Annotated in this window: 25 protein-coding genes; 24 read left to right on the forward strand and 1 reads right to left on the reverse strand. The window is 32.0% G+C overall.

Annotation, left to right across the window (positions count from 1 at the left end):
- Positions 1-1,866 (forward strand): Ig-like domain-containing protein (locus LQ682_RS13330; RefSeq protein WP_239724571.1); only part of this gene is annotated, 1,866 nt, incomplete at its 5' end.
- A 284-nt stretch (positions 1,867-2,150) separates the two neighbouring features.
- Here LQ682_RS13330 and LQ682_RS13335 read toward each other — a convergent pair.
- A complete protein-coding gene (locus LQ682_RS13335; RefSeq protein ID WP_103269593.1) occupies positions 2,151-2,840 on the reverse strand; it encodes a queuosine precursor transporter in 690 nt (229 codons plus the stop codon).
- Positions 2,841-2,991: 151 nt separating this feature from the next.
- Between LQ682_RS13335 and LQ682_RS13340 the strand changes: the two genes are divergently transcribed.
- The 23 genes from LQ682_RS13340 to LQ682_RS13450 all read left to right on the forward strand — a co-directional run bounded on the left by LQ682_RS13340 (position 2,992) and on the right by LQ682_RS13450 (position 22,834).
- On the forward strand, positions 2,992-3,186 hold the full coding sequence (locus LQ682_RS13340; protein WP_081501341.1) for a zinc-finger domain-containing protein: 195 nt from the start codon (positions 2,992-2,994) through the stop codon (positions 3,184-3,186).
- Positions 3,187-3,196: 10 nt separating this feature from the next.
- The gene (locus LQ682_RS13345; protein WP_017000166.1) at positions 3,197-4,324 is read left to right on the forward strand and encodes a conserved virulence factor C family protein; all 1,128 of its coding nucleotides are present in this window, start codon (positions 3,197-3,199) and stop codon (positions 4,322-4,324) included.
- A gap of 1 nt (position 4,325) precedes the next feature.
- Positions 4,326-4,763, forward strand: a complete 438-nt coding sequence (locus tag LQ682_RS13350; RefSeq protein WP_017000167.1) for a BrxA/BrxB family bacilliredoxin — start codon at positions 4,326-4,328, stop codon at positions 4,761-4,763.
- Positions 4,747-5,547, forward strand: a complete 801-nt coding sequence (locus LQ682_RS13355; protein WP_103269594.1) for a class I SAM-dependent methyltransferase — start codon at positions 4,747-4,749, stop codon at positions 5,545-5,547. The genes LQ682_RS13350 and LQ682_RS13355 overlap by 17 nt, the downstream gene beginning before the upstream one ends.
- 319 nt (positions 5,548-5,866) lie before the next feature.
- A complete protein-coding gene (locus tag LQ682_RS13360; protein ID WP_064205161.1) occupies positions 5,867-6,820 on the forward strand; it encodes a thymidylate synthase in 954 nt (317 codons plus the stop codon).
- A 12-nt stretch (positions 6,821-6,832) separates the two neighbouring features.
- Positions 6,833-7,309, forward strand: coding sequence for a dihydrofolate reductase (locus LQ682_RS13365; RefSeq protein ID WP_017000170.1), 477 nt, complete (start codon positions 6,833-6,835; stop codon positions 7,307-7,309).
- 1 nt (position 7,310) lies between these two features.
- Complete coding sequence (locus LQ682_RS13370) at positions 7,311-8,054, forward strand: lysophospholipid acyltransferase family protein (RefSeq protein ID WP_103269595.1); 744 nt, start codon at positions 7,311-7,313, stop codon at positions 8,052-8,054.
- Positions 8,047-8,889, forward strand: a complete 843-nt coding sequence (locus LQ682_RS13375; protein ID WP_064205159.1) for a DegV family protein — start codon at positions 8,047-8,049, stop codon at positions 8,887-8,889. Before LQ682_RS13370 ends, LQ682_RS13375 begins: the two co-directional genes overlap by 8 nt.
- Positions 8,879-9,445, forward strand: a complete 567-nt coding sequence (locus tag LQ682_RS13380; RefSeq protein WP_064205158.1) for a DUF2140 family protein — start codon at positions 8,879-8,881, stop codon at positions 9,443-9,445. Before LQ682_RS13375 ends, LQ682_RS13380 begins: the two co-directional genes overlap by 11 nt.
- Positions 9,446-9,466: 21 nt before the next feature.
- Complete coding sequence (msrA, locus tag LQ682_RS13385) at positions 9,467-9,985, forward strand: peptide-methionine (S)-S-oxide reductase MsrA (RefSeq protein ID WP_103269596.1); 519 nt, start codon at positions 9,467-9,469, stop codon at positions 9,983-9,985.
- 1 nt (position 9,986) lies between these two features.
- Positions 9,987-10,412 (forward strand): peptide-methionine (R)-S-oxide reductase MsrB, encoded by a 426-nt coding sequence (gene msrB, locus LQ682_RS13390; protein WP_017000175.1) that lies wholly within the window; start codon positions 9,987-9,989, stop codon positions 10,410-10,412.
- Positions 10,413-10,429: 17 nt separating this feature from the next.
- Positions 10,430-10,933, forward strand: coding sequence for a PTS sugar transporter subunit IIA (locus tag LQ682_RS13395; RefSeq protein ID WP_017000176.1), 504 nt, complete (start codon positions 10,430-10,432; stop codon positions 10,931-10,933).
- Positions 10,934-11,155, forward strand: coding sequence for a YozE family protein (locus LQ682_RS13400; RefSeq protein WP_017000177.1), 222 nt, complete (start codon positions 10,934-10,936; stop codon positions 11,153-11,155).
- 95 nt (positions 11,156-11,250) lie between these two features.
- Complete coding sequence (locus LQ682_RS13405; RefSeq protein ID WP_218729618.1) at positions 11,251-12,678, forward strand: S41 family peptidase; 1,428 nt, start codon at positions 11,251-11,253, stop codon at positions 12,676-12,678.
- Between the two features lie 14 nt (positions 12,679-12,692).
- Positions 12,693-13,196, forward strand: coding sequence for a GNAT family N-acetyltransferase (locus LQ682_RS13410; protein WP_103269598.1), 504 nt, complete (start codon positions 12,693-12,695; stop codon positions 13,194-13,196).
- A 13-nt stretch (positions 13,197-13,209) separates the two neighbouring features.
- Complete coding sequence (locus LQ682_RS13415; protein ID WP_103269599.1) at positions 13,210-14,277, forward strand: undecaprenyldiphospho-muramoylpentapeptide beta-N-acetylglucosaminyltransferase; 1,068 nt, start codon at positions 13,210-13,212, stop codon at positions 14,275-14,277.
- Between the two features lie 15 nt (positions 14,278-14,292).
- Positions 14,293-14,919, forward strand: coding sequence for a phosphatase PAP2 family protein (locus tag LQ682_RS13420; RefSeq protein WP_017000181.1), 627 nt, complete (start codon positions 14,293-14,295; stop codon positions 14,917-14,919).
- A gap of 349 nt (positions 14,920-15,268) precedes the next feature.
- On the forward strand, positions 15,269-15,943 hold the full coding sequence (locus LQ682_RS13425) for a response regulator transcription factor (RefSeq protein WP_017000182.1): 675 nt from the start codon (positions 15,269-15,271) through the stop codon (positions 15,941-15,943).
- On the forward strand, positions 15,940-17,316 hold the full coding sequence (locus LQ682_RS13430; RefSeq protein ID WP_017000183.1) for a HAMP domain-containing sensor histidine kinase: 1,377 nt from the start codon (positions 15,940-15,942) through the stop codon (positions 17,314-17,316). Before LQ682_RS13425 ends, LQ682_RS13430 begins: the two co-directional genes overlap by 4 nt.
- Positions 17,317-17,421: 105 nt before the next feature.
- Positions 17,422-20,208, forward strand: a complete 2,787-nt coding sequence (locus LQ682_RS13435; RefSeq protein WP_064205153.1) for a 2-oxoglutarate dehydrogenase E1 component — start codon at positions 17,422-17,424, stop codon at positions 20,206-20,208.
- 13 nt (positions 20,209-20,221) lie between these two features.
- Complete coding sequence (gene odhB, locus LQ682_RS13440) at positions 20,222-21,493, forward strand: 2-oxoglutarate dehydrogenase complex dihydrolipoyllysine-residue succinyltransferase (RefSeq protein WP_239724572.1); 1,272 nt, start codon at positions 20,222-20,224, stop codon at positions 21,491-21,493.
- Between the two features lie 307 nt (positions 21,494-21,800).
- Positions 21,801-22,616: a VOC family protein gene (locus LQ682_RS13445; RefSeq protein WP_016999790.1), complete on the forward strand. Its 816-nt coding sequence runs from the start codon at positions 21,801-21,803 to the stop codon at positions 22,614-22,616.
- Between the two features lie 14 nt (positions 22,617-22,630).
- The gene (locus LQ682_RS13450; RefSeq protein ID WP_016999789.1) at positions 22,631-22,834 is read left to right on the forward strand and encodes a DUF6501 family protein; all 204 of its coding nucleotides are present in this window, start codon (positions 22,631-22,633) and stop codon (positions 22,832-22,834) included.
- Positions 22,835-23,039 lie beyond the last annotated feature (205 nt).

Here is a 23,039-nt window from a genome sequence, read left to right on the forward strand (position 1 = left end):
AAAGATGGTAATAAGATTGGAGAAGGTACGGCGAATGACCAAGGTAATGTCGTGATTACACCGACAAAACCAATACCAGAAGGTAATGTAAGTGCGAAAGCGACAGATACAGCTGAAACGCCAAATACTTCTGAAGCTTCTGATCCGATAAAAGCAACAGATACTACACCGCCTGGTAAACCTGTGATCGAAACTGATTTAACTGGTAAAGGTGGTACAAAAGAACCAATAACAGTCAAAGCTGAACCGGGCACTAAAGTTGAATTATTCGATAAAGACGGTAACAAAATTGGTGAAGGTACGGCTGATGATCAAGGTAATGTTGTGATTACACCGACAAAACCTTTACCTGAAGGTGAAATAACAGCAAAAGCAACAGATAAAGCTGAAACACCGAATACTTCGTTACCTTCTGATCCAGTTGTAGTAACAAATCCTAAGGATACTGACAATGATGGTATTCCAGATGACCAAGACCCAGACATCGATGGTGATGGTGTGAACAACAAAGACGAAGGAGCTGCAGGTACTGATCCTACAAACCCTGATTCTGATGGTAACGGAACACCTGATGGCGACGAAGACGCTGATAAAGATGGTATTCCGAATAAAGATGAGTCTGATTCGAATGGTACAACTGTTACGGATAAAGACAAAGATGGTAAACCTGATATCACAACGCCAAAAGACACAGATGGTGATGGTACACCTGATAACCAAGATCCAGACATCGATGGTGATGGTGTGAATAATAAAGATGAGGAAGCTGCAGGCACTGATCCAACAAATCCTGATTCTGATGGAAATGGTACACCTGATGGCGACGAAGACGCTGATAAAGATGGTATTCCGAATAAAGATGAGTCTGATCCGAATGGAACTACACCAACGGACAAAGATGGTGATGGTAAGCCAGACATCACAACACCGAAAGATACGGACGGCGATGGTACACCGGATAACCAAGACCCAGATATCGACGGTGATGGCGTAAACAACAAAGATGAAGAAGCTGCGGGTACTGACCCAACTAATCCTGATTCTGATGGTAATGGCACACCAGACGGTGATGAAGATGCCGATAAAGATGGTATTCCGAATAAAGATGAATCTGATCCAAACGGCACAACTGTTACAGATAAAGACAACGATGGTAAACCTGATATCACAACGCCAGCTAAAGATTCTAACAACAACGGTACTGATAAACCAAATACTGGTGGAAACGACAAACCAGGTAAAGATGATGGTACTGATAAGCCAAATACTGGTGGAAACGACAAACCAGGTAAAGATGATGGTTCTGACAAACCAAATACTGGTGGAGACGATAAACCAGGTAAAGATGATGGTACTGATAAACCAAACACTGGTGGAGACGATAAACCAGGTAAAGACAATGGCTCTAACAAGCCAAGTACTGGTGGAGACGACAAACCAGGTAAAGACGATGGTTCTAACAAGCCAAGCACTGGTGCAGATGACAAACCTGGTAAAGACAATACTACTAAACCAGCTGGAAAAGATGGCAATAAAGCAGATGATAACGGTATGACTAACAGTAATAACAACAGTAACAGCAAAGTAAATACTGACGATAAAGCTGATAGTTCAATGCACGAAAAACACAATTCTTCAATGAAACAACAAGGTACTACAAGTTCTAATGGTCAAAATGCAACTAGCAATATGAATAGTAAAGATCAACCATCTAAATCTGATTCAAATAAAGACCATAAAGGTGCAAAAGTATTACCAAACACTGGTGAAGAAGAAAGCAAACAAGCTGGTTTATTAGGTATCACTTCATTATTTGGTGGCCTAGCATTATTATTCAGACGTAAAAAATCTGAAGATAAAGAATAATATTCTCGATGATTTAAGTAAGTTTATTGCTTGAATTTATAAGAGAAGGGAGTGTAACAGAAATCTCATTTTGTTAAAAAGATTTCGTGGGCCCGCTCCTCCGGCAAGGGTGGCTAGGATTGAAAAAAGCTTACTATAAGCATATTTTCAATCCAGTCAGCCACTGCCTATATAAAGAAACAGCCTGAGACATTTATATATGTCCCAGGCTGTTTCCTTATTTCAATAAAAAATCGCTAACCCTTATAAGTATTAGCGATTTTAATTTACTTCTATTTATAATGTTACTCTACAATTTCCCCTTTACGATACATAGATTTAGCTATATAACCAAAAGGCACATTTGTGATTGTTGTTAGTAGTTTTAGGAAGTAAGTAGTTATAAATATTTCAAATAATACAGTTCCAGGCATATTGCCATAGAATGCGATTAGCACGAATATCGCTGTGTCAACAATAGAACTAATAGCTGTACTACCATATGCTCTTATGTAGAATGTACTGTCAGAAGAAAATTTCTTTTTAATGATATTAAATAATAGTACATCTAAATGTTGACCAATAATATATGCGAAAATTGAACCTAGTGCTATTCTTGGCACGATACCAAAAATAGTTTTTAATGCATCTTGTGATACATCTTCTTGTGCTGGTATAAATGTTAATGAACATTGTAATAATATAACCATTACAATGACGGAAGAAAATCCTAACCAAACTGCTTTCTTAGCTTGTTTTCTACCATATATATCATTTAAAATATCCGTTGCAAGATAAATTGAAGCGAACATTACATTTCCGAGTGTTGCACTCACTGAAAATAACTCTACTGTTTTAATAACTTGTATATTTGCTATAATAGTACCTACGGCAACCCAAACAAATAGACCTGTTTTTCCAAATATACGGTATAGAATCAACATTAATATAAATGTGATTAAAAAGGTAATAATACCAAATAATTCATTATACATAACTTTGTTCCTCCTAAATTTTGATATAGCGGGTGTTTAGAAACCGCGATATTCGAACTTAACAATTATAAAGGTCAAAGTTATAAAATGCAATAAGCTTTATAATCCACAATTTATAATACTAATGATATAATTACGGTCTAAGTAAGGAGTGACGCTTATTTTAGTTGAAGATGAAAAAATAGCTATTAAAAAAATAGATCAATTAATGGAGACATATTGCAAAGGATGTTTATTAAAAACGCATTATAGAGAGACGCAAGGCAAACATCAAGCTCATCAATATTGTATATCTGAATGTTCTATAGGTATACGCATAAAACAATTGGGAAACAAACTTCAATAAGGAGGATATTATGGAAATCGTAAGAGTAGAACCAACACCAAGTCCAAACACGATGAAAATCGTATTATCATTCAAGAAAGAGGATAGAACTTCTCAAACATATACTGAAGTCAACGATCACAACCCTGAATTTATCAATCGTATTTTACAGTTAGACGGTATAAGATCAGTCTTTCATGTTATGGATTTCATTGCAGTCGACAAAAAAGGTAAAGAAAACTGGGATACTTTATTAAAAGACGTGACAGCTGCTATTTCTGGTACAGAAGATGATAACGAAGAACAAGAAGCTAAAGTCAATGAACATTACGGGGAAGTTAAAGCTGAAGTATTAAGATTTAAAGGTATTCCTTATCAAATAAAATTAACAACAGAGAATGAAGAAAAAAGAAAACAGCTACCTGAGATTTATATTGATAGTATGTTAAAAGCAACTAAAGATGAGGACAACGTTGTATTTTTAAGAAAATGGGATGATTTAGGTATCCGTTATGGCGAATTAGATGATGTAATGGAAACTGTACAAGAAGAAATTCTTGCATTATATCCAGAATCAATTCTTGAAAATTTAGTTGAAGAAGCTTTAACTAAAGATATTACAATTCCAGAAAAACAATTCATCCATGTTAGTAAGGAAGAATTCGAACAAGAACAAGATTGGAAAACACGTCTAAGAATGTTAAATGATTTTCCAACGCCAACTGAAGATGACTACCCATTACTGGAAGTCGCACTTAATGACGAAAAGCCACAAATTAGACGTATGGCTGTTGTATTGTTAGGTATGATTGAGACGAAAGAAACATTACCTTATTTATATGAAGCTATGAAAGATAAAAATGTAGCAGTAAGAAGAACAGCTGGAGATTGCTTTAGTGATTTAGGCTTTAAAGAAGCTTTACCTGTTATGATTGAAGCTTTAGAAGACCCACAAAAAATCGTAAGATGGCGTGCAGCGATGTTTATTTTTGATGAAGGTGACGAAACTGCTTTACCAGCGCTTAAGAATAGACAAGATGATCCAGCGTTTGATGTTAAATTACAAGTTCAAATGGCTATTGAAAGAATTGAAAATGGCGAAGCTGCTTTAGGTTCTGTTTGGAAACAAATGGCTAACAGAAAAAGAGAGGAGAATTAATATGAATGCATATGAACAATATATGAAAGAATTAGCTCAACCAATGCGAAGCGAATTGACTGAGCAAGGGTTTGAAAGCTTAGAAACACCTGACCAAGTTAAAGGTTATATGGAAGACGCAGAGCAAAATGAAACAACATTTGTAGTTGTTAACTCTGTATGTGGTTGTGCTGCTGGATTAGCAAGACCTGCAGCTGTAACAGTCGCTTTACAAAATGATAAAAAACCATCTCGAACTGCCACTGTATTTGCTGGTCAAGATAAAGAAGCAACAGAAACAATGAGAGAATACATTGCGCAAGTTCCTTCAAGCCCTTCAATGGCTTTATTTAAAGGAAATGAACTAAAATACTTTATGCCACGTGAACATATTGAAGGAAGAGATATCCAAGAAATTTGTATGGATATAAAAGACGCATTCGATGAATATTGTGACTAATTTACGCATAACAACTTCAGTAAAAACAAATGCATCTCTCTACAAACAGGTAGAAGATGCATTTCATTTGCTGAATAAAAATAAATACATACAAAACATTTCTATTATAAAACGTAAAAAATTAACGATAAAACAGATTTTTAAATCTAATGACTCACCAGTTATCGTATTTGAAAATACTGGTCCAAAACTATATTTCACTTCAGAAATACCAATTTATTTTCATTTAGATACCGCGAAAGTAAAATTAAATATGGTAAAAAATCAACAGCAACCCATATTAAGTGAAATGATAAATCATATAACGAGTAAAGAAAGTTCATTTAATTTTGTTGATGGAACAATGGGTTTTGGTAGAGATAGCTATTTAGTATTAAAGCAATTTCCAAACGTTAACGTATTTTCTATTGAACAACACCCTTTAATTCATTTCGTAATTTCTGAAGGTATGAAACTACAACTCAACAATAACGAATTAAAAAGAATTCATTTTATAAATGAAGATTATAATAATTGGGTTAAGTTGAATGAAGAAAAAGTTGATATATTATATTTAGATCACATGTTCGAAAAAACTTTAATAGAAAGTGATAGAATGGGTGAACTTTCTAATAATATTCTTAAAATACAAGAATATAAACCGATAAAACACTATAAATACTTAATTTTAAAGGCGCGCTTTGACAGTTTATTATTTAAAGAGTTAAATGTTATACAATGCTTACGAAAAAGTTCGAAAACGCATTACGGCTTACGCGTAAACAATAGTAAACAAGCCTTATAACAAAAAAACAGAGAAAACCCTAAAATGAATAAAGGATTTTCTCTGTTTTTTAACTTTAAATGAAATGACACATTAAATATGCGTGCGTATCATTACTTATTCAGTGATACACATACTAATCATATAACATAATAATAAAAATAATCCCAAAGTAGCAAATATTTCATTCATTGAGATGGCCCCCTTTAAAGTAATGGTTATTATATTTATCTCTATTATACATAAATATCAAAGGAGTTTCTATATTATATCAGTAGTAAATTATAAGTATTTTCGTTAATATAGAAAAGAAGAATAAAGATTAAAAAGAGGTGCTCGTATGAATAACTTTGATGAAGCATATCACGATTTATGCCGCAAAGTATTAAATGAAGGCGAAAATAAAGACGATAGAACTGGTACAGGTACAATTTCAATATTTGGTCATCAAATGAGATTTGACTTGTCAGAAGGGTTTCCACTACTTACAACTAAAAAAGTTTCATTCAAATTAATTGCCACTGAATTATTATGGTTTATTAAAGGCGATACTAATATTAGATATTTATTGCAATATAAGAATAATATCTGGAACGAGTGGGCATTTAAGAAATGGATAGAGAGTGATGAATATACTGGCCCAGATATGACAGACTTCGGTAGAAGATCATTAGTTAATGATGAATTTAATGAACAATATAAAGAACAACTCGCAATCTTTAAGGATAAAATTTTAAATGATGATGAATTTATGCGTAAATATGGTGATTTAGGTAATGTTTACGGTAAACAATGGAGAGATTGGAAAGATCAAAACGGACAAAGCTTCGATCAACTTCAAACTTTAATTGATAATATTAAAAATAATCCGAATTCTAGAAGGCATATAATCTCAGCATGGAACCCAACTGAGATAGATACAATGGCTTTACCACCTTGTCATACATTATTCCAATTTTACGTAAAAGATGGTAAATTAAGTTGCCAACTTTATCAAAGAAGTGCTGATATATTTTTAGGTGTACCTTTTAATATAGCAAGTTATAGTCTTTTAACACATTTAATAGCTAAAGAGTGTAATCTTGAAGTAGGAGAATTTGTACACACATTCGGTGATGCTCATATTTATAAAAATCATATAGATGCTGTTGAAGAACAATTATCAAGGTCTTCATACAATCCACCTAAACTAAATATCAATACAGAAAAATCACTATTCGATATAGATTATGAAGATTTAGAAATTCAAGATTATCAATCACATCCAAGTATAAAAGCACCTATAGCGGTTTAAAGGAGAATTTAAATGAAATCAATTATTGTATGTCATGATCAAAATAGAGTAATAGGATTAGACAATAAAATGCCTTGGCATTTACCAAACGATTTAAAAAGAGTGAAAAATTTAACATCGGGTAATACAATTGTGATGGGTAGAAAAACATTCGAATCAATTGGTAAACCATTACCGAATAGAAGAAATGTTGTTTTAACTTCTAATGAATCTTTTTATCACGAAGGCGTAGACGTGATTCATTCAATCGATGAAATAGACCAATTAGAAGGCCATATATTTATATTTGGTGGGCAAGGTTTATATGAACAAATGATGTCACGTGTGGACGATATGTATGTAACTGTAATAGAAGATAAATTTCAAGGAGATGCATTCTTTCCACCTTATACCTTTAATGAATGGAATGTAATTTCATCTGAAGCAGGAGAATTAGATGAAAAAAACATACTTCCACATACTTTTATGCACTTGGAAAGGATAAAATAATATGTTAAGAATGGCTAGAACAGTTGGTTGTATTATCGGTTATGCTGCACTTGTATCAACTCAATTACCTAAACTTAAAGAAAAGAAAAACCAAATAGACGATATTAGAAGCCAAGATGAAATGACATTTCTATACGCACAGAGATGGTCTCAAAAAATATTAAAATCTGCAGGCGTAAAGGTACATTTATCTGGTCGTACAGAACCTCTAGATGACCCAGTGCTTTATGTATCGAATCATGAAGGTAATTTTGATATCCCCGTTTTGATTAATCAATTACCACAACCTTTTGGTTTTATTTCAAAAAAAGAAGTTGAAAAAATCCCTTTTTTAAAACCATGGATGGAAGAATTAAATTGTATTTACTTAGATCGTTCTAATCGACGAGCAAGTTTACAAATGATTAAAGATGGTATTAAAAAATTAAAAGAAAAACATTCTTTATTGATTTTTCCTCAAGGTAGTAGAAGTAAAGGCCAAGAGATGCAAGAGTTCAAGGCTGGTTCATTGAAATTAGCTAAATCTGCTCAAGTTAAAATTGTGCCAGTAGCAATATACGGTACATCTCAAATAATGGAGAAATATCAATCAAGAAAAATGGTGCCTGGTGATGTCTATGTACATATACTAGACCCTATTGACCCATCAATATTTGAAGATAAAACGATGCAGGAAGTTAGTCACTTTGTTCAAGATCAAATTAGCCTTTCTGTTCAATCGTTAAAGGAGAAAAGCAATGAATAAAATTAAATTAGTTATTGATTCAACTACGGATTTGCCAAAAGATTATTTAGAAGAACACGATATTAGTGTTGTACCTTTAAATATAGTAATTGACGGTGTTACTTACGAAGACCAAACAGAAATCAGTTCTGAAGAGTTCTTATTGAAAATGAGAGAAGCTGAAAACTTACCTAAAACGAGCCAACCAGCAATAGGTAAGTTAGTTGAAACTTACGATAAATTAGGAGAAGACGGTTCAGAAGTCATCAGCATTCATATGACATCTGAATTATCTGGTACTTTTAGTGCAGCTCAACAAGCTAGCCAAATGACAGAAACAAAAGTTACTGTTATCGATAGTAAATTCATTTCTTTAGCATATGGATTTCAAGTAGAAGAGATTGTTAAATTAATTAGCGAAGGCTATTCATCAGAAGAAATTGTTAAAGAACATGAAAATATGAAATCTAACATGCGTTTATTTGTTGTTATCGGTAATATAGATAATTTAGTTAAAGGTGGAAGAATAGGTAAAGCTAAAGCTTTATTAGGTTCATTGATGAACATTAAACCTATTGGCGAACTCATTAACGGAAAGATAGAAATGATTCATAATGCTCGCACTCAAAACGCTGTCGTTAAATTTTTACTTAAAGAGTTAGATGTATTCTTAGAAACTAAAGAAATCATCAAAGTCGGTATAGCTGATGCAAATGCAGAAGATTTGGTGAATAAATTAATGAATTCAATTAAAGAAAAAAAAGATATTCATAACTTTGATACAGCAATTACGACACCAGTTGTTTCTACACATACAGGTGAAGGTGCTATAGGCGTGTTTTATTATGGAAAATAAAAATTGGATGAATAATCGCTTTTGGTTTTATGCTTTTACTATTCTTATTGTTCTAATACTTATAGCGATTATTTATGTGTTCACTTCAATAACTGATTCATCTAAACCTGTAAATGAATCAAATGAACAGACGTCCAAAGATTTCACTGTTTCTTTTAATAATGCAGAATTACAATCTCTTATGAATGCCACTTTAAAAGATTATGACATCGAAACAGAAATAACGGAGAATGACTTAATTTTTAATACGACGACTCAAGTTTTAAATAGGGATATTAACATTAAGTTAGATACAATACCTACAAAAGTAAATAAAGATACTATTAAATTTAAAATACAATCAATAGATATTGGTAAATTAAATATTTCAAATCCTTTTGTATTATCTCAAATTAAAAAGTATAGTGATTTACCAGAATATATAAATATCGATCCAAAAGAAGAAACTATATATTTATCTTTAGATAAGATAGATATCGATAATGTTGATGCAATCCAAATTCAAACGTTAGATATTTCGGCAAAAAAATGGTATTTTGATATTAAGTTAAAGTAAATCAACAAGGGAGGCGCAACAATGGCATATGCAACTTTAGCGGGTGGATGTTTTTGGTGTTTAGTTAAACCATTCAACGAATACCCTGGCATTAAAGAAGTGACTTCTGGTTATAGCGGTGGTCATGTTGAAAATCCTACTTATGAAGAGGTATGTACAAATCAAACTGGACATGTTGAAACTGTTCAAATTGAATATGATGAGAATATAACTGATTTCGAAGCTATTCTTGATATATATTTCAAAACTTTTGATCCTACTGATAATAAAGGGCAATTCTTCGATAGAGGAGAGAGTTATGAACCTGTAATTTTCTATCATGATGAAAATCAAAAGAAAGTAGCTTTAAATAAAATAGACGAACTAAATGAGAGACAAATTTTTGATAAACCCGTAATTACACCAGTGAAACCTTATAAGAATTTCTATCCAGCCGAAGAACATCATCAAGATTATTATTTGAAGAACCCGGCTCATTATCAAGGTTATCAACAAGGTTCTGGTCGTAAAGCTTTTATAGAAAAACATTGGGGGAATTAAAGTGTTAAAAAAATCAAAAGACGAATTAAATGAAATGGAATACCTTGTAACACAACAAGATGGTACTGAACCACCTTTTCAAAATGAATATTGGAATCATTTTGATAAAGGTATATATGTAGATAAGTTATCCGGAAAACCATTGTTTACATCTGAAGAAAAATTTGAATCAGATTGCGGTTGGCCTAGCTTTTCTAAAGCGTTAAATGACGAAGAAGTTATTGAGCTAGTGGATAAAACACATGGCATGGTTAGAACTGAAGTACGCTCAGAAGATTCTAACAGTCATTTAGGTCACGTGTTCAACGATGGACCTAAAGAAGCTGGTGGATTAAGATATTGCATTAATTCTGCAGCAGTTCAATTTATCCCGTATGAAAAGTTAGAAGAATTAGGATACGGAGATTTAGTACATCATTTTAAATAACAGGGGAGACGATTAACATGTTTAAAAAATTATTTGGCGGTAACAAGACAAAAGACGTAAATGTAGAAGTATTTGCACCAATTTCAGGTGAGTATGTAGCAATAGAAGATATACCTGATCCAGTATTCGCTCAAAAAATGATGGGTGAAGGGTTTGGTATCAAACCTGCAGAAGGTATTGTAGTAGCTCCTTTTGACGGTGAAGTTGTTAATGTATTCAAACCTTCAAATCACGCTGTAGGTGTTAAAGCAGCAAATGGACTTGAAGTTTTAGTTCACGTTGGATTAGAAACAGTTCAACTAGGTGGAGAAGGATTTGAGGCACTTGTAAATACTGGTGATAAAGTTACAAAGGGACAAGAATTATTAAAATTTGATATCGATACGATCGATTCAAAAGTAAAATCTACTATCAGCCCAGTTATTATTACTAATACTGATGATGCTGAAGAAATTAATATCGAATCTTTAACTAGTCTTCAAAAAGGCGAAACTAAAGCAATAGATGTGAAAATGAAATAAATGAAACAGTATTCATTTTATCAATACGCACTAACAAAACGTAATGAAAACAGCGAAATGGGAAAATTAGCAGACTTAATTTTTCAAGATTTATCTTTTCCGAAGTTTTCAAATGATTATCATACACTCTCAGACTATTTAGAAACAGAAGTAATGTTTACTCAACCAATGAGCGTATTTGATGATTTATACGAATCGTATGAAGAATGGTTAAAGTTCTAAAAGTTTACACTTTGGTGTTTTGAGCACCAAAGTGTTTTTATTTGATTGGATAAACTGTTAAAATAAATTATATTTGACAAGAAAGTTGTGAGATCATGAAATTATCAAATGACAAAAATGATAAGCAAATAACAATGCCACTGTATAAATTACTCATACTTTTATTTATAACAGTATTTTTAACATCTGTTGTTACATTTGCTTCATATAAATTCGGCTTAAATTATGGCAACGATAAACAAAAGAACATTAATAAAATTGAAAAAGTATATGAACAAATTGAAGGTGATTATTATAAGGATGTTGATGAGGATAAATTGACTAAAGGTGCAATTGATGGAATGGTCAAATCTTTAAATGATCCGTACAGTGAATACATATCTGCTGAAGATACTGAAAGTTATAATCAAGAAATTTCTGGAGACTTTGTAGGTATAGGTGCTGAGATGGAATCTCATAATAATTATGCACGCATTACAAGCCCTATGAAAGATTCTCCTGCTGAAAAAGCTGGTATTAAGTCTTTAGATGTTATCACTAAAGTTAATAACAAATCTATTAAGAATAAATCGTTGAATGAAATTGTTAACCAAGTAAGAGGTAAAAAAGGCACAACAGTTACACTCACAATCAAAAGAGAAGGTAAAGAACCTTTTGATGTAGAAATTAAACGAGATAAAATACATGTTACGAGTGTAGATTATAAGAAAAAAGATGATACTGGTATCATTTCTATTTCTAAATTCCAGGAAAAGACAACAGAAGAACTTAAATCAGCTATTAAAAAAGCTAAAAAAGACAATGTTAAACATGTCGTATTAGATTTAAGAAACAATCCTGGTGGTCTTTTAGATGAAGTAATCACGAGTGTTAACCTTTTCGTTGATAAAGGCAAACCAGTCATTTATCTAGAGACAAAAGGAGACAAACCTGAAGCAGTAAAAACTGAAAAAGATAAAATGTCAGGTATCGATGATATGAATTATTCAGTATTAGTAAATAAAGGTTCAGCTAGTGCTTCTGAAATATTCGCCGGGGCATTACAAGATTATAAAATTGCTGATGTAGTTGGAACGACAACGTTCGGTAAAGGCATTGGACAAAGTCATCAATCATTTGATGATTCATCTATATTAAAATATACAAATATGAGATGGTTGACGCCAAATAAATCTTATATTCATAAAAAAGGAATTAAACCTAATAAGGAAATCAAGGCACCTAAATATGAAGAAATTGAAATTATAAGTCCTAAAAAATCATTCCAAAACGGTGATAAAGCAAAAGAAGTGAAATCAATTAAGATTGGGCTAGATGCGTTAGGGTATAATGTAAGCAATGAAAATGAAAACTATGATAGTGAATTAGAAAGCGCAGTTAAAAATTTCCAACAAGATCATAATCTTAACGATGATGGTATATTTACAGATAAAACAACAGAAAAATTTATTGACTTAATGCGCAATAAAATTCAAAAAGAAGACATTCAACTAGATGATACGATTAAATACATTCATCAATAAGTGAGGGATCAACAATGAGAAAAGCAACACATTCAGATATGGAAATCATTAATGAACTAACAAATATGGCAAAATCCATCATGAAGTCAGATGATAATCCACAATGGGATGAAGCATATCCTTTAGAAAAAGATTTCTATACCGATATAGAAAATGGTCATTTATATTTGTATGAGTTAAATAATGAAGTGGTAGGTTATGTTTGTATCAACCAATCACAAGCAGATTGGTATAAGCAATTTAACTGGCCTGTACCAATTGATAATGCTGTAGTCATTCACAGAATGGCTACTAACCCAGAGTTTAAAGGTATAGCCGATAAAATGATGCAATTTGCTATTGACGTAGCTAACGAAAATAATGTAAAAGTTATATTGACTGATACATTCTCAAAAAACAAACGTGCTCAAAATTTATTCAGTAGATTTGATTTTAAATTTATTGGAGAACATGAATCGAACGAATTTCCATTTGATAAAAATGCACCATTTTATGCGTATTATAAATTGATAGATTAGAAGGAGATTTAAAATGAAAAAAATAGCATTTACAGGTGGCGGAACAATTGGACACGTCGCTGTTAACTTAGCACTCATTCCAGAAGCTGAACAACGTGGCATCGAAACTGTTTATATCGGTTCAAAGAATGGTATTGAAAAAGATATGATAACTGATTCAGCAAAAAACACTAAATATATTTCGATATCTAGTGGTAAATTGCGAAGATATTTGTCATTTGAAAACTTAAAAGATGTATTCAAAGTATTAAAAGGTGTATTAGATGCTCGCAAAGCATTAAAAAAAGAAAAACCAGATCTAGTATTCTCTAAAGGTGGTTTCGTAAGCGTGCCGGTAATCATCGCTGCTAAATCATTAAAAATACCAACTATTATTCATGAATCTGACGTAACACCAGGTTTAGCTAATAAAATATCAATGAAGTTTGCTAATAAAATGTATACAACATTTGAAGAAACATTAAAATATGTTCCTAAAGAAAAATCAGATTTCATTGGAGCAATTATTAGAGAAGACTTAAGAGATGGTAAGAAAGAAAAAGGATACAAAATAACAGGATTTAATGATAAATTACCTGTTCTATTGGTTATGGGTGGTAGTTTAGGCTCTAAAATATTAAACGAAGCTGTTCGTGAAAATTTAGATTACTTAACTAAAAAATATCAAATTATACATTTAACAGGTAAAGGTCATAAAGATGAAAGCATTCAAAATGATCACTATGTTCAATACGAATTTGTCTCATCAGAACTTATGCATTTTTACGCTATTTCTGACACAGTAATCAGTCGAGCAGGAGCAAATGCTATTTATGAGTTTGCAACTTTAAAAATACCTATGTTGCTAATTCCTTTAGGATTAGACCAATCTCGTGGTGACCAAATTGATAATGCTAAAATTTTCGAAAAAAATGGTTATGCTAAAGTTATACAAGAAAAAGAAGTGAATCAAAATACATTAGTTAGAAATTTAGATCAACTTGAAAATGAACGTGAAACGTTGATTGAAAATATGTCTAAATTTAAAGAAAGTTATACAAAAGAATCATTATTCAACAAAATTGAATCTGATATTCAATAATATTGGAGGTATTATATGAGCCAAGCTAATCGAACGTTATTAATACTAATATTTAGCCTGATTTTCGGGGTTATAGCTTTCTTTCATGAATCACGTTTAGGAAAGTGGATAGACAACGAAGTTTATAACTTTATATATTCTACAGAAAGTTTTATTACAACTTCTATTATGCTTGGTTTCACTAAAGTTGGAGAAGTATGGGCAATGATTGCTTTATCACTGTTAATTATTTGTTATCTTAAATTAAAAAGGTTAAATATCGAAACATTATTTTTTGCATTAACAATGATTCTATCAGGTACTTTAAATCCACTATTGAAAAATGTTTTCGATAGAGAACGTCCAACATTACTGAGATTAATTGATATTTCAGGATTTAGTTTTCCGAGTGGACATGCAATGGGTTCAACAGCATTTTTCGGCTCGATTATGTACATTGTTTTTAGAGCTTCAAAACGTTCAATGAAACCTTATTTAACAGGAATATGTGTCATTTTTATATTAATGATATCTACTTCTAGAGTTTATTTAGGAGTCCATTATCCAACTGATATTATCGCAGGTATTATTGGAGGTATTGTTTGTATTCTTTTAGCTCAATTAATGCTTAAAAATAAATTAGATATTAAAAAAACATCCTAGTGATTTGGACAGAATCACTAGGACGTTTTACTTTTATGGGCATAAAAGGGGGTTATAGAAAATGTTCAATCCATACTTAGAGGGGGAACTCTTTTATTTGATTGAGAATCATTTTCAATTACTATTATAACTAATTGAGAATGAATGTCAATTAGTTATTTAATTTTTTACTATTTTAAATGATAAAATAGTTTTGCTCATATATAATGAGCATGTGAAACTTGAAAATGTTATCTTTTACTAGAGGGGGAACTCTTTCATTGATAATCATTTCCAATTACTATTATAACTAACTGAGAACGATTGTCAATTATAAAGTGAAAAAAATTAAAAAATTTGAGGTGTCATCATGAAAAAGATACTCATCATTGAAGATGAACAAAATTTAGCAAGGTTTATAGAATTAGAATTAAAACATGAAGATTATGAAGTAGAGATATGTTATGACGGTGAGAGCGGGCTAAATCAAGCTTTAACTGACGATTATGATTGTATACTATTGGACTTAATGTTGCCTAAAATGAACGGTCTAGAAGTATGTAGACGTATACGTCGAGAAAAAAATACGCCTATCATTATGATTACTGCTAAAGGTGACACTTATGATAAAGTCATCGGTTTAGATTATGGTGCTGATGACTACATAGTTAAACCTTTTGATATTGAAGAATTGTTAGCTAGAATCCGAGTTATTATACGTAGAAATGTAACATTAGAATCTGACACTAGTACTATTGAAATTAATGATATTAAAATCGATAAAAATGCTTTTTCTGTTTATATAGGTGGAGAATCAGTTGATTTAACTAAAACAGAGTATGAATTATTATTATTGCTCGCTGAAAATCAAAATTATGTATTACAGAGAGAACAAATTTTAAATCATGTTTGGGGCTACGAGTCAGAAGTGGAAACAAATGTAGTAGATGTTTACATACGTTATTTAAGAAATAAATTGAAACCGTTCAAAAAGGAAAACATCATCGAAACGGTTAGAGGAGTGGGGTACGTGATACGTTCATGAAACAACAATCTTTAAAGACAAAATGGATGATGCTTACAACCACGATTACATTTATCATTTTCGCATTGTTTAGTATGTTTATCATTTATTTTATTAGCTTATATTTAAAAGACCAAGAAACTGGAACTGCAACGAGAAGCGCGCAAGATACCGTTAATTTGCTTCAATCTAAGACATTAGGACAAATTACTTCAACTGATATAAACGCGACGATAACAGACAATCAAAAAATGATACTTTTTGATAAATTTGGTAAGCCAATGTTTGAAGAAACACATAATGACAAATTGAAATATACTCCTGAATTTAAACGTGTTAAATCAGTAGAAATATATGAAATGCATGTCGATAACAAATCTTATTTAGTCGTTTATAGTCCAATTAATACAAGCTACTTTAATGGCTATGAAGCAATCGTTCATCCTTTAGATAGCTATGACGCCATTATTAAATTCATGATTATTTTAGCCAGTATATTTGGATTAACTGCTTTATTCCTTATCGCAATAATAAGTTATATTTTCTCATCACAAATTACGAAACCAATTACGATACTTTCAGATAAGATGAAACAAATTCGTCGAGATGGGTTCCAAGAAAAATTAGAAGTACCAACTAATTATGAAGAAACAGACGATATGATCCAAACATTCAATAACATGATGGAACAGCTAGAAGTTTCATTTGATCAACAAAAACAATTTGTGGAAGATGCTTCACATGAATTAAGAACACCATTACAGATTATTCAAGGGCATTTGAACTTAATTCAAAGATGGGGAAAAAACAACCCAGAAGTATTAGAAGAATCATTGGATATTTCCATTGAAGAAATGGAAAGAATTACGAAATTAGTGGAAGAATTATTATTACTATCTAAGGATTCAAGAACAAGCGCAAGTGATGATAATGATATCGTGGATATTAATTATGAAATACAATCACGAATCAAATCATTACGTAAATTACACCCTGACTATTCTTTTGCTTTTAAATCTAATTATGACGCGATCAGAATGAATATTAATCGATTCCATTTTGAACAAATGTTACTTATTTTTATGGATAATGCCATGAAATATGACAAAAAGAATAAAAATATCGAAATACAAACAAATTTAAAAAATAGAACCATCACAATTGATATAATTGACCACGGAATGGGTATACCTAAAAAAGACCTAGAATTTATTTTTGATCGCTTCTATAGAGTCGATAAATCACGTTCAAGAAAAGAAGGTGGAAATGGCTTAGGATTATCTATTGCTAAGAAATTAGTCAACTCGTATGACGGTATTGTGAAAGTTGATAGTGTAGTCGATGAATATACTAAAATATCAGTAATTTTCAAGGATACTTTCATCAATAAGTAAAATAGGAAATAAACTGCCATAAATGGTAAATTAGCCTTTAATATAAATCGGTTAAGTGCTAAAATGGGAATGTAAACGGTTTATAATTTTCTTGGAGGGTGGAACATGAAGAATGATAATCATGTCGAAGCACCTGTAAGATTTGGAACTAACTTAGGGTTAATGTTAGAAATGTATGATAATTACGTTAATGATCCGGAGTCAGTCCCAGAAGACTTGCAAGTGTTATTCGATGAAATAACGAGTAATAATACAGGCACTGGCCAAAAAATAGGTACAGGGGTGGACAATTCAAGTGTTAAACGTGTTATGCGTTTAATAGACAATATCAGACAATATGGACATTTAACTGCTGATATCTATCCAGTATACCGTCCAGAAAGAAAAAATGTACCTAAGCTAACACATCAAGACTTTGGGCTATCTAAAGAAACATTAGAAAAATTACCAGCTGGTATAGTATCTGACCATTTTGATGGTGAATTTGATAATGCATATGAAGCAATAGAATATATGACTTCATGTTACCAAGGTCCTATAGCTTTTGAGTATACACACATTAATAATAATGAAGAACGTGTATGGCTTAAGAGATATATAGAATCAACAAACACTATTGAAATATCTAAAGATGAAAAAATTGAATTACTTAAAAGCTTAGCAGAAGTTGAAGGCTTTGAAAAATATATTCATAAAAACTTTGTAGGTGCAAAGCGTTTCTCAATTGAGGGCGTTGATACTTTAGTACCTATGTTACAACGTATCTTAAAGCGTACAAATGCTGCTAAAATTCCAAACATTCAAATTGGGATGGCACATAGAGGTAGATTAAACGTTTTAACACATGTACTAGAAAAACCTTATGAAATGATGATTTCAGAATTTATGCATAAAAATCCTTTAATCTTTTTACCTAAAGATGGATCATTAGAAATCACAGCAGGTTGGACTGGAGATGTAAAATATCATCTTGGTGGAACAAAAACGACAAGCAAATATGGAATAGAACAAACTATAACTTTAGCAAACAACCCAAGTCACTTAGAAATCGTTTCTCCTGTCGTATTAGGTAAGACGCGTTCTAACCAAGATACAACAGCTGATCCCGGTAGACCAAGCCAAGATTTAAATAAATCACTAGCTGTATTAATTCATGGGGATGCTGCGTTCCCTGGACAAGGTATTAACTTTGAAGCCATGAACTTAAGCAATTTAGATGGATATACAACAGGTGGTTCATTACACATTATTACAAACAACAGAATTGGTTTTACAACAGAAGCTGAAGATGGACGTTCAACTACTTATTCTACTGATGTTGCAAAAGGTTATGACTTACCAATTATCCATGTTAACGCTGATGACGTAGAAGCAACTGTTAAAGCTATTGAAATGGCTATGGACTTTAGAGAAAGATTTAATAAAGATTTTGTCATAGATTTAGTTGGTTATAGACGTTATGGGCATAACGAGATGGATGAACCTTCAATCACGAATCCAATGATGTACAAAGCTATTAAAGAACATCCTTCAATCGAATTAAAATATGGGCAAGAATTAGTAGATCAAGGTTTAATTACTAAAGAAGAAATGAATGAAATCTTTGATGACGTTACTAAAAGACTAAGAACAGCTCACGATAAAATTGATAAAGATGCTGAAATGGATAATCCAGAAATGACAATGCCTGATAAGATTAGCCAAGGGCAAGATTATGAAATAACAAATGCGAGCTATGATGATTTGAAAGCTATAAATGATGCTATGTTTGACTATCCTGAAGACTTTACAGTATTTAAAAAGCTTAATAAAGTCTTAGATAGAAGACGTGAACCTTTCGAAAAAGATGGTCTTGTGGATTGGGCTCATGCAGAACAATTAGCATTTGCAACGATTTTACAAAATGGTACGCCAATTCGTTTAACAGGACAAGACTCTGAACGCGGAACATTCGCTCAAAGACATGCTGTTTTACATGATGAAAAAGATGGAAAACTATTTGTTCCTTTACATCATGTCCCAAATGGTAAAGCATCATTTGATATATATAATTCTCCATTATCAGAAGCAGCTGTTGTTGGGTTCGAATATGGTTATAACGTAGATAATCCAGAATCATTTAATATTTGGGAAGCACAATACGGTGACTTTGCGAATATGGCACAAATGATTTTTGATAACTTCATGGCTAACAGTAATGCTAAATGGGGAGAGAAAAGTGGTTTAGCGTTATTCTTACCACATAGTAACGAAGGACAAGGTCCAGAACACTCTTCAGCGAGATTAGAGCGCTTCTTACAATTAGCTGGTGAAAATAATATGACAATTGCTAATTTAACTAGTTCTTCAAACTATTATCATTTGTTAAGAAGACACGCTAAATATTTAAACACTGATAAGATGAGACCGTTAGTATTAATGTCACCAAAAAGTTTACTAAGAAACAAAACTGTTTCTAGACCAATTGATGAATTTACTACAGGTCAATTCGAACCTATTTTAGTTGAACCGTACAAAAAAACTAAAATTAAAAAAGTGATTATCGCTTCAGGAAAAATGTTCATTGATTTAAAAGCTGAATTAGAAAAAAATCCTAACGATGAGCTTTGTTTAATTGCATTAGAACAACTTTATCCATTCCCTAAAGAAGAGATAAAAAATGTTCTTTCAGAATTTAGAAACTTAGAAACTGTAGGCTGGGCACAAGAAGAAGCTAAAAACCAAGGTGCTTGGAGTTTTGTGAGCTTACAATTGCAAAGTATTCTAAAAGATAGAAATGTTAACCTAGAATATCACGGACGTAAAGTTCGTTCTGCAACTGCAGAAGGTGATGCAGAAATTTATAAACTTATACAAAGTAAAGTTATCGAAGAAGCTTTAAAACATAATTAGGGGGAAATAAATAATGTCAGAGGTAAAAGTACCAGAGTTAGCAGAGTCAATTTCAGAAGGAACGATTTCAGAATGGTTGAAATCTGTTGGAGATCAAGTAGAACAAGGTGAAAATATTGTTGAACTTGAAACAGATAAAGTAAACGTTGAAGTTATTTCTGAAGTATCAGGTGTACTTTCTGAAATTAAAGCAGAAGAAGGCGACACTGTTGAAGTTGGATCAGTAATCGCGATTGTTTCTGAAGGTGAATCAGGTTCAACTTCAAGTGAACAAAAAGAAAGTGATGACAGCGAGTCTAAAGATTCTAAAGATAAAGAAAAACAAACAGAAGCACCTAAAGAAAGCGCTGCTAAATCTGAAGATACTAGCAAAGAAGAAGCTAGTTCAAACGACCGTGTACAAGCAACGCCATCAGCTCGTAAACTTGCACGTGAAAAAGGCATTGATTTAAACAAAGTGAAAACACAAGCTGGAGATGTTGTTAGACCAGAAGATGTAGAAAAAGCCTCTCAACCTTCTAAACCAGCTCAACAAGAAAAACAAAGTCAACCAGCAGCACAGAAAAATGAAAACCCATCTAAACCGGTTGTACGTGAAAAATTATCTCGTAGACGTCAAACAATTGCTAAGAAATTATTAGAAGTATCAAATAATACAGCAATGTTAACAACGTTTAACGAAGTAGACATGACTAACGTTATGGAATTACGTAAACGTAAAAAAGATAAATTCCAAGAAGATCATAACGGTACAAGATTAGGCTTTATGTCATTCTTCACTAAAGCATCAGTAGCAGCATTGAAAAAATATCCAGATGTGAACGCTGAAATTGACGGTACTGATTTACTATTAAAACAATACTACGATATCGGTATTGCTGTATCTACAGAAGAAGGTCTAGTTGTACCTAACGTTAGAGACTGTGATAAGAAAAACTTCGCAGAAATCGAACAAGATATTCATGACTTAGCAGTTAAAGCTAATAACAAAAAATTAGGATTAGATGACATGATGGGCGGATCATTCACAATCACTAATGGCGGTGTATTCGGTTCATTAATGTCAACACCGATTATTAACGGAACACAAGCTGCTATTTTAGGTATGCACTCAATTGTTACAAGACCAATTGCAATTGATAAAGAACGTATGGAAAACAGACCAATGATGTATATTGCTTTAAGTTATGACCACAGAATCATCGATGGTAAACAAGCAGTAGGTTTCCTAAAAACAATCAAAGACCTAATTGAAAATCCAGAAGATTTATTATTAGAATCTTAATTTACTGTAATATAGTGACCACAACGGTATCAAAGCCGTTGTGGTTTTTTATTTGTGTTAGTTGAAGTGTGGGAAGTGGAATGTTGCACGTGGACCTTCTCTTGCAACATTCGAAGGCTTTATGTTGCACGTGCGTCTCGTCTTGCAACATTCGAGGGCTTTATGTTGCACGTGCACCTCGTCTTGCAACATTCGACCAACTCACCCTCTCATCAAAATTTAATTCTAACTGTTAAACTGATTAATTTGTCATATTTATAATTAATTTGGTATAATTTATAGGAATTCAATTATAGGAGAGATATTCATGAATGGATTAAGAAGTGTGACATTATGGACCCACAATCTTTTAGAGACTGAATCATTTTATAAAAATATATTAGGTTTAAATACTCTATTAAACAAAGAAACGAATATCTTACATATCGGTGATGCACATTTAGCTCCCGGTACTAGAATTATTTATAAACAATATAAAGGTGAGGATCAAGAGCCGGACACGCATTTTTATGGTGTTGCTTTACGTGTTCCTACAGACTTTGCGTTATATGAATATAAACAACAATTTGATGACCACAAAGTAGAATATGAATCGGTTCAACAACTAAATGGTAAACATATGTTTAGGTTTTACGATAATAATGGTCATTCATTTTATTTAATTTCAGATGAAAAGAACGCTGGAGTGCCTCTTGGTACTGCTTATGATGATGGTCCTATAAGTCCTCTTCATCAAATACAAGGAATCGGTCCAATCATGGTTAAATCGCCAGAAACTCAAATAACAGGTTCATTATTAAAAAGTATTTTTGAGTTGCAATTATATGCTGAATACAAGACAATAGATGATGAATCTGCTATCGTCTTCAAAATTGGTCCAGGTGGTAATGGAGGAGAATTACATTTAATAGATTATCCACATCCACTTAAATCTTCACATCCACCTGTCGATAGAGTTGCAATCACAATTGATAATGTCGAACATTTCGATAAAATAGTTGAACATGTTAAAGATATTGATATGCAACACCAAATCATACAACATGAAGAAGGTATGATTTCATTATTTATTCGCGATATAACAGGCATGATTTATACAATTACATTAGACACAGTGAATTAAAGGAGCGTTTATTTATGTTACATGAAACTTGGAAAGAAAATCACGTTATAAAAAAGGTAGAAGTCGTTCATACTGATGCTGAAAAATTTAAAGTATCCGATATGTTAACAGTAGGAAAAGTTTATGATGTCGTGAATGAAACAGAAGAATATTATCAAATTATAGATAATTCTGGGCATGTTGGTGGATATTTCAAAACTTATTTTAAAGAACTATAAAGATTGAATTAAAAACAAACCAGAGGTTGGGACAATTTAATTGTCTCAACCTCATTGACTATATTAGCAATAGTTGACTAGGATTGAAATCACGCTTCTATCCTAGTCCTCCATGCTGGGGTGGTACAATGAAATCCTTTCAAAAATGAGATGATTCCTGTTCCACTCCCTTTTTAAGTTTATTATTAGTATATAAAGGAGTACA

Origin of the sequence: Mammaliicoccus sp. A-M4, assembly GCF_022386955.1 — a bacterium.
Taxonomy (GTDB): domain Bacteria; phylum Bacillota; class Bacilli; order Staphylococcales; family Staphylococcaceae; genus Mammaliicoccus; species Mammaliicoccus lentus.

Excerpts from the sequence above, each read along its gene's own strand:
- LQ682_RS13335 (WP_103269593.1), bottom strand. The coding sequence starts at position 2,840 with ATGTATAATGAATTATTTGGTATTATTACCTTTTTAATCACATTTATA.
- LQ682_RS13345 (WP_017000166.1), top strand. The coding sequence starts at position 3,197 with ATGGAAATCGTAAGAGTAGAACCAACACCAAGTCCAAACACGATGAAA.
- LQ682_RS13350 (WP_017000167.1), top strand. The coding sequence starts at position 4,326 with ATGAATGCATATGAACAATATATGAAAGAATTAGCTCAACCAATGCGA.
- LQ682_RS13355 (WP_103269594.1), top strand. The coding sequence starts at position 4,747 with ATGAATATTGTGACTAATTTACGCATAACAACTTCAGTAAAAACAAAT.
- LQ682_RS13360 (WP_064205161.1), top strand. The coding sequence starts at position 5,867 with ATGAATAACTTTGATGAAGCATATCACGATTTATGCCGCAAAGTATTA.
- LQ682_RS13365 (WP_017000170.1), top strand. The coding sequence starts at position 6,833 with ATGAAATCAATTATTGTATGTCATGATCAAAATAGAGTAATAGGATTA.
- LQ682_RS13370 (WP_103269595.1), top strand. The coding sequence starts at position 7,311 with ATGTTAAGAATGGCTAGAACAGTTGGTTGTATTATCGGTTATGCTGCA.
- LQ682_RS13375 (WP_064205159.1), top strand. The coding sequence starts at position 8,047 with ATGAATAAAATTAAATTAGTTATTGATTCAACTACGGATTTGCCAAAA.
- LQ682_RS13380 (WP_064205158.1), top strand. The coding sequence starts at position 8,879 with ATGGAAAATAAAAATTGGATGAATAATCGCTTTTGGTTTTATGCTTTT.
- msrA (WP_103269596.1), top strand. The coding sequence starts at position 9,467 with ATGGCATATGCAACTTTAGCGGGTGGATGTTTTTGGTGTTTAGTTAAA.
- LQ682_RS13395 (WP_017000176.1), top strand. The coding sequence starts at position 10,430 with ATGTTTAAAAAATTATTTGGCGGTAACAAGACAAAAGACGTAAATGTA.
- LQ682_RS13400 (WP_017000177.1), top strand. The coding sequence starts at position 10,934 with ATGAAACAGTATTCATTTTATCAATACGCACTAACAAAACGTAATGAA.
- LQ682_RS13405 (WP_218729618.1), top strand. The coding sequence starts at position 11,251 with ATGAAATTATCAAATGACAAAAATGATAAGCAAATAACAATGCCACTG.
- LQ682_RS13410 (WP_103269598.1), top strand. The coding sequence starts at position 12,693 with ATGAGAAAAGCAACACATTCAGATATGGAAATCATTAATGAACTAACA.
- LQ682_RS13415 (WP_103269599.1), top strand. The coding sequence starts at position 13,210 with ATGAAAAAAATAGCATTTACAGGTGGCGGAACAATTGGACACGTCGCT.
- LQ682_RS13420 (WP_017000181.1), top strand. The coding sequence starts at position 14,293 with ATGAGCCAAGCTAATCGAACGTTATTAATACTAATATTTAGCCTGATT.
- LQ682_RS13425 (WP_017000182.1), top strand. The coding sequence starts at position 15,269 with ATGAAAAAGATACTCATCATTGAAGATGAACAAAATTTAGCAAGGTTT.
- LQ682_RS13430 (WP_017000183.1), top strand. The coding sequence starts at position 15,940 with ATGAAACAACAATCTTTAAAGACAAAATGGATGATGCTTACAACCACG.
- LQ682_RS13435 (WP_064205153.1), top strand. The coding sequence starts at position 17,422 with ATGAAGAATGATAATCATGTCGAAGCACCTGTAAGATTTGGAACTAAC.
- odhB (WP_239724572.1), top strand. The coding sequence starts at position 20,222 with ATGTCAGAGGTAAAAGTACCAGAGTTAGCAGAGTCAATTTCAGAAGGA.
- LQ682_RS13445 (WP_016999790.1), top strand. The coding sequence starts at position 21,801 with ATGAATGGATTAAGAAGTGTGACATTATGGACCCACAATCTTTTAGAG.
- LQ682_RS13450 (WP_016999789.1), top strand. The coding sequence starts at position 22,631 with ATGTTACATGAAACTTGGAAAGAAAATCACGTTATAAAAAAGGTAGAA.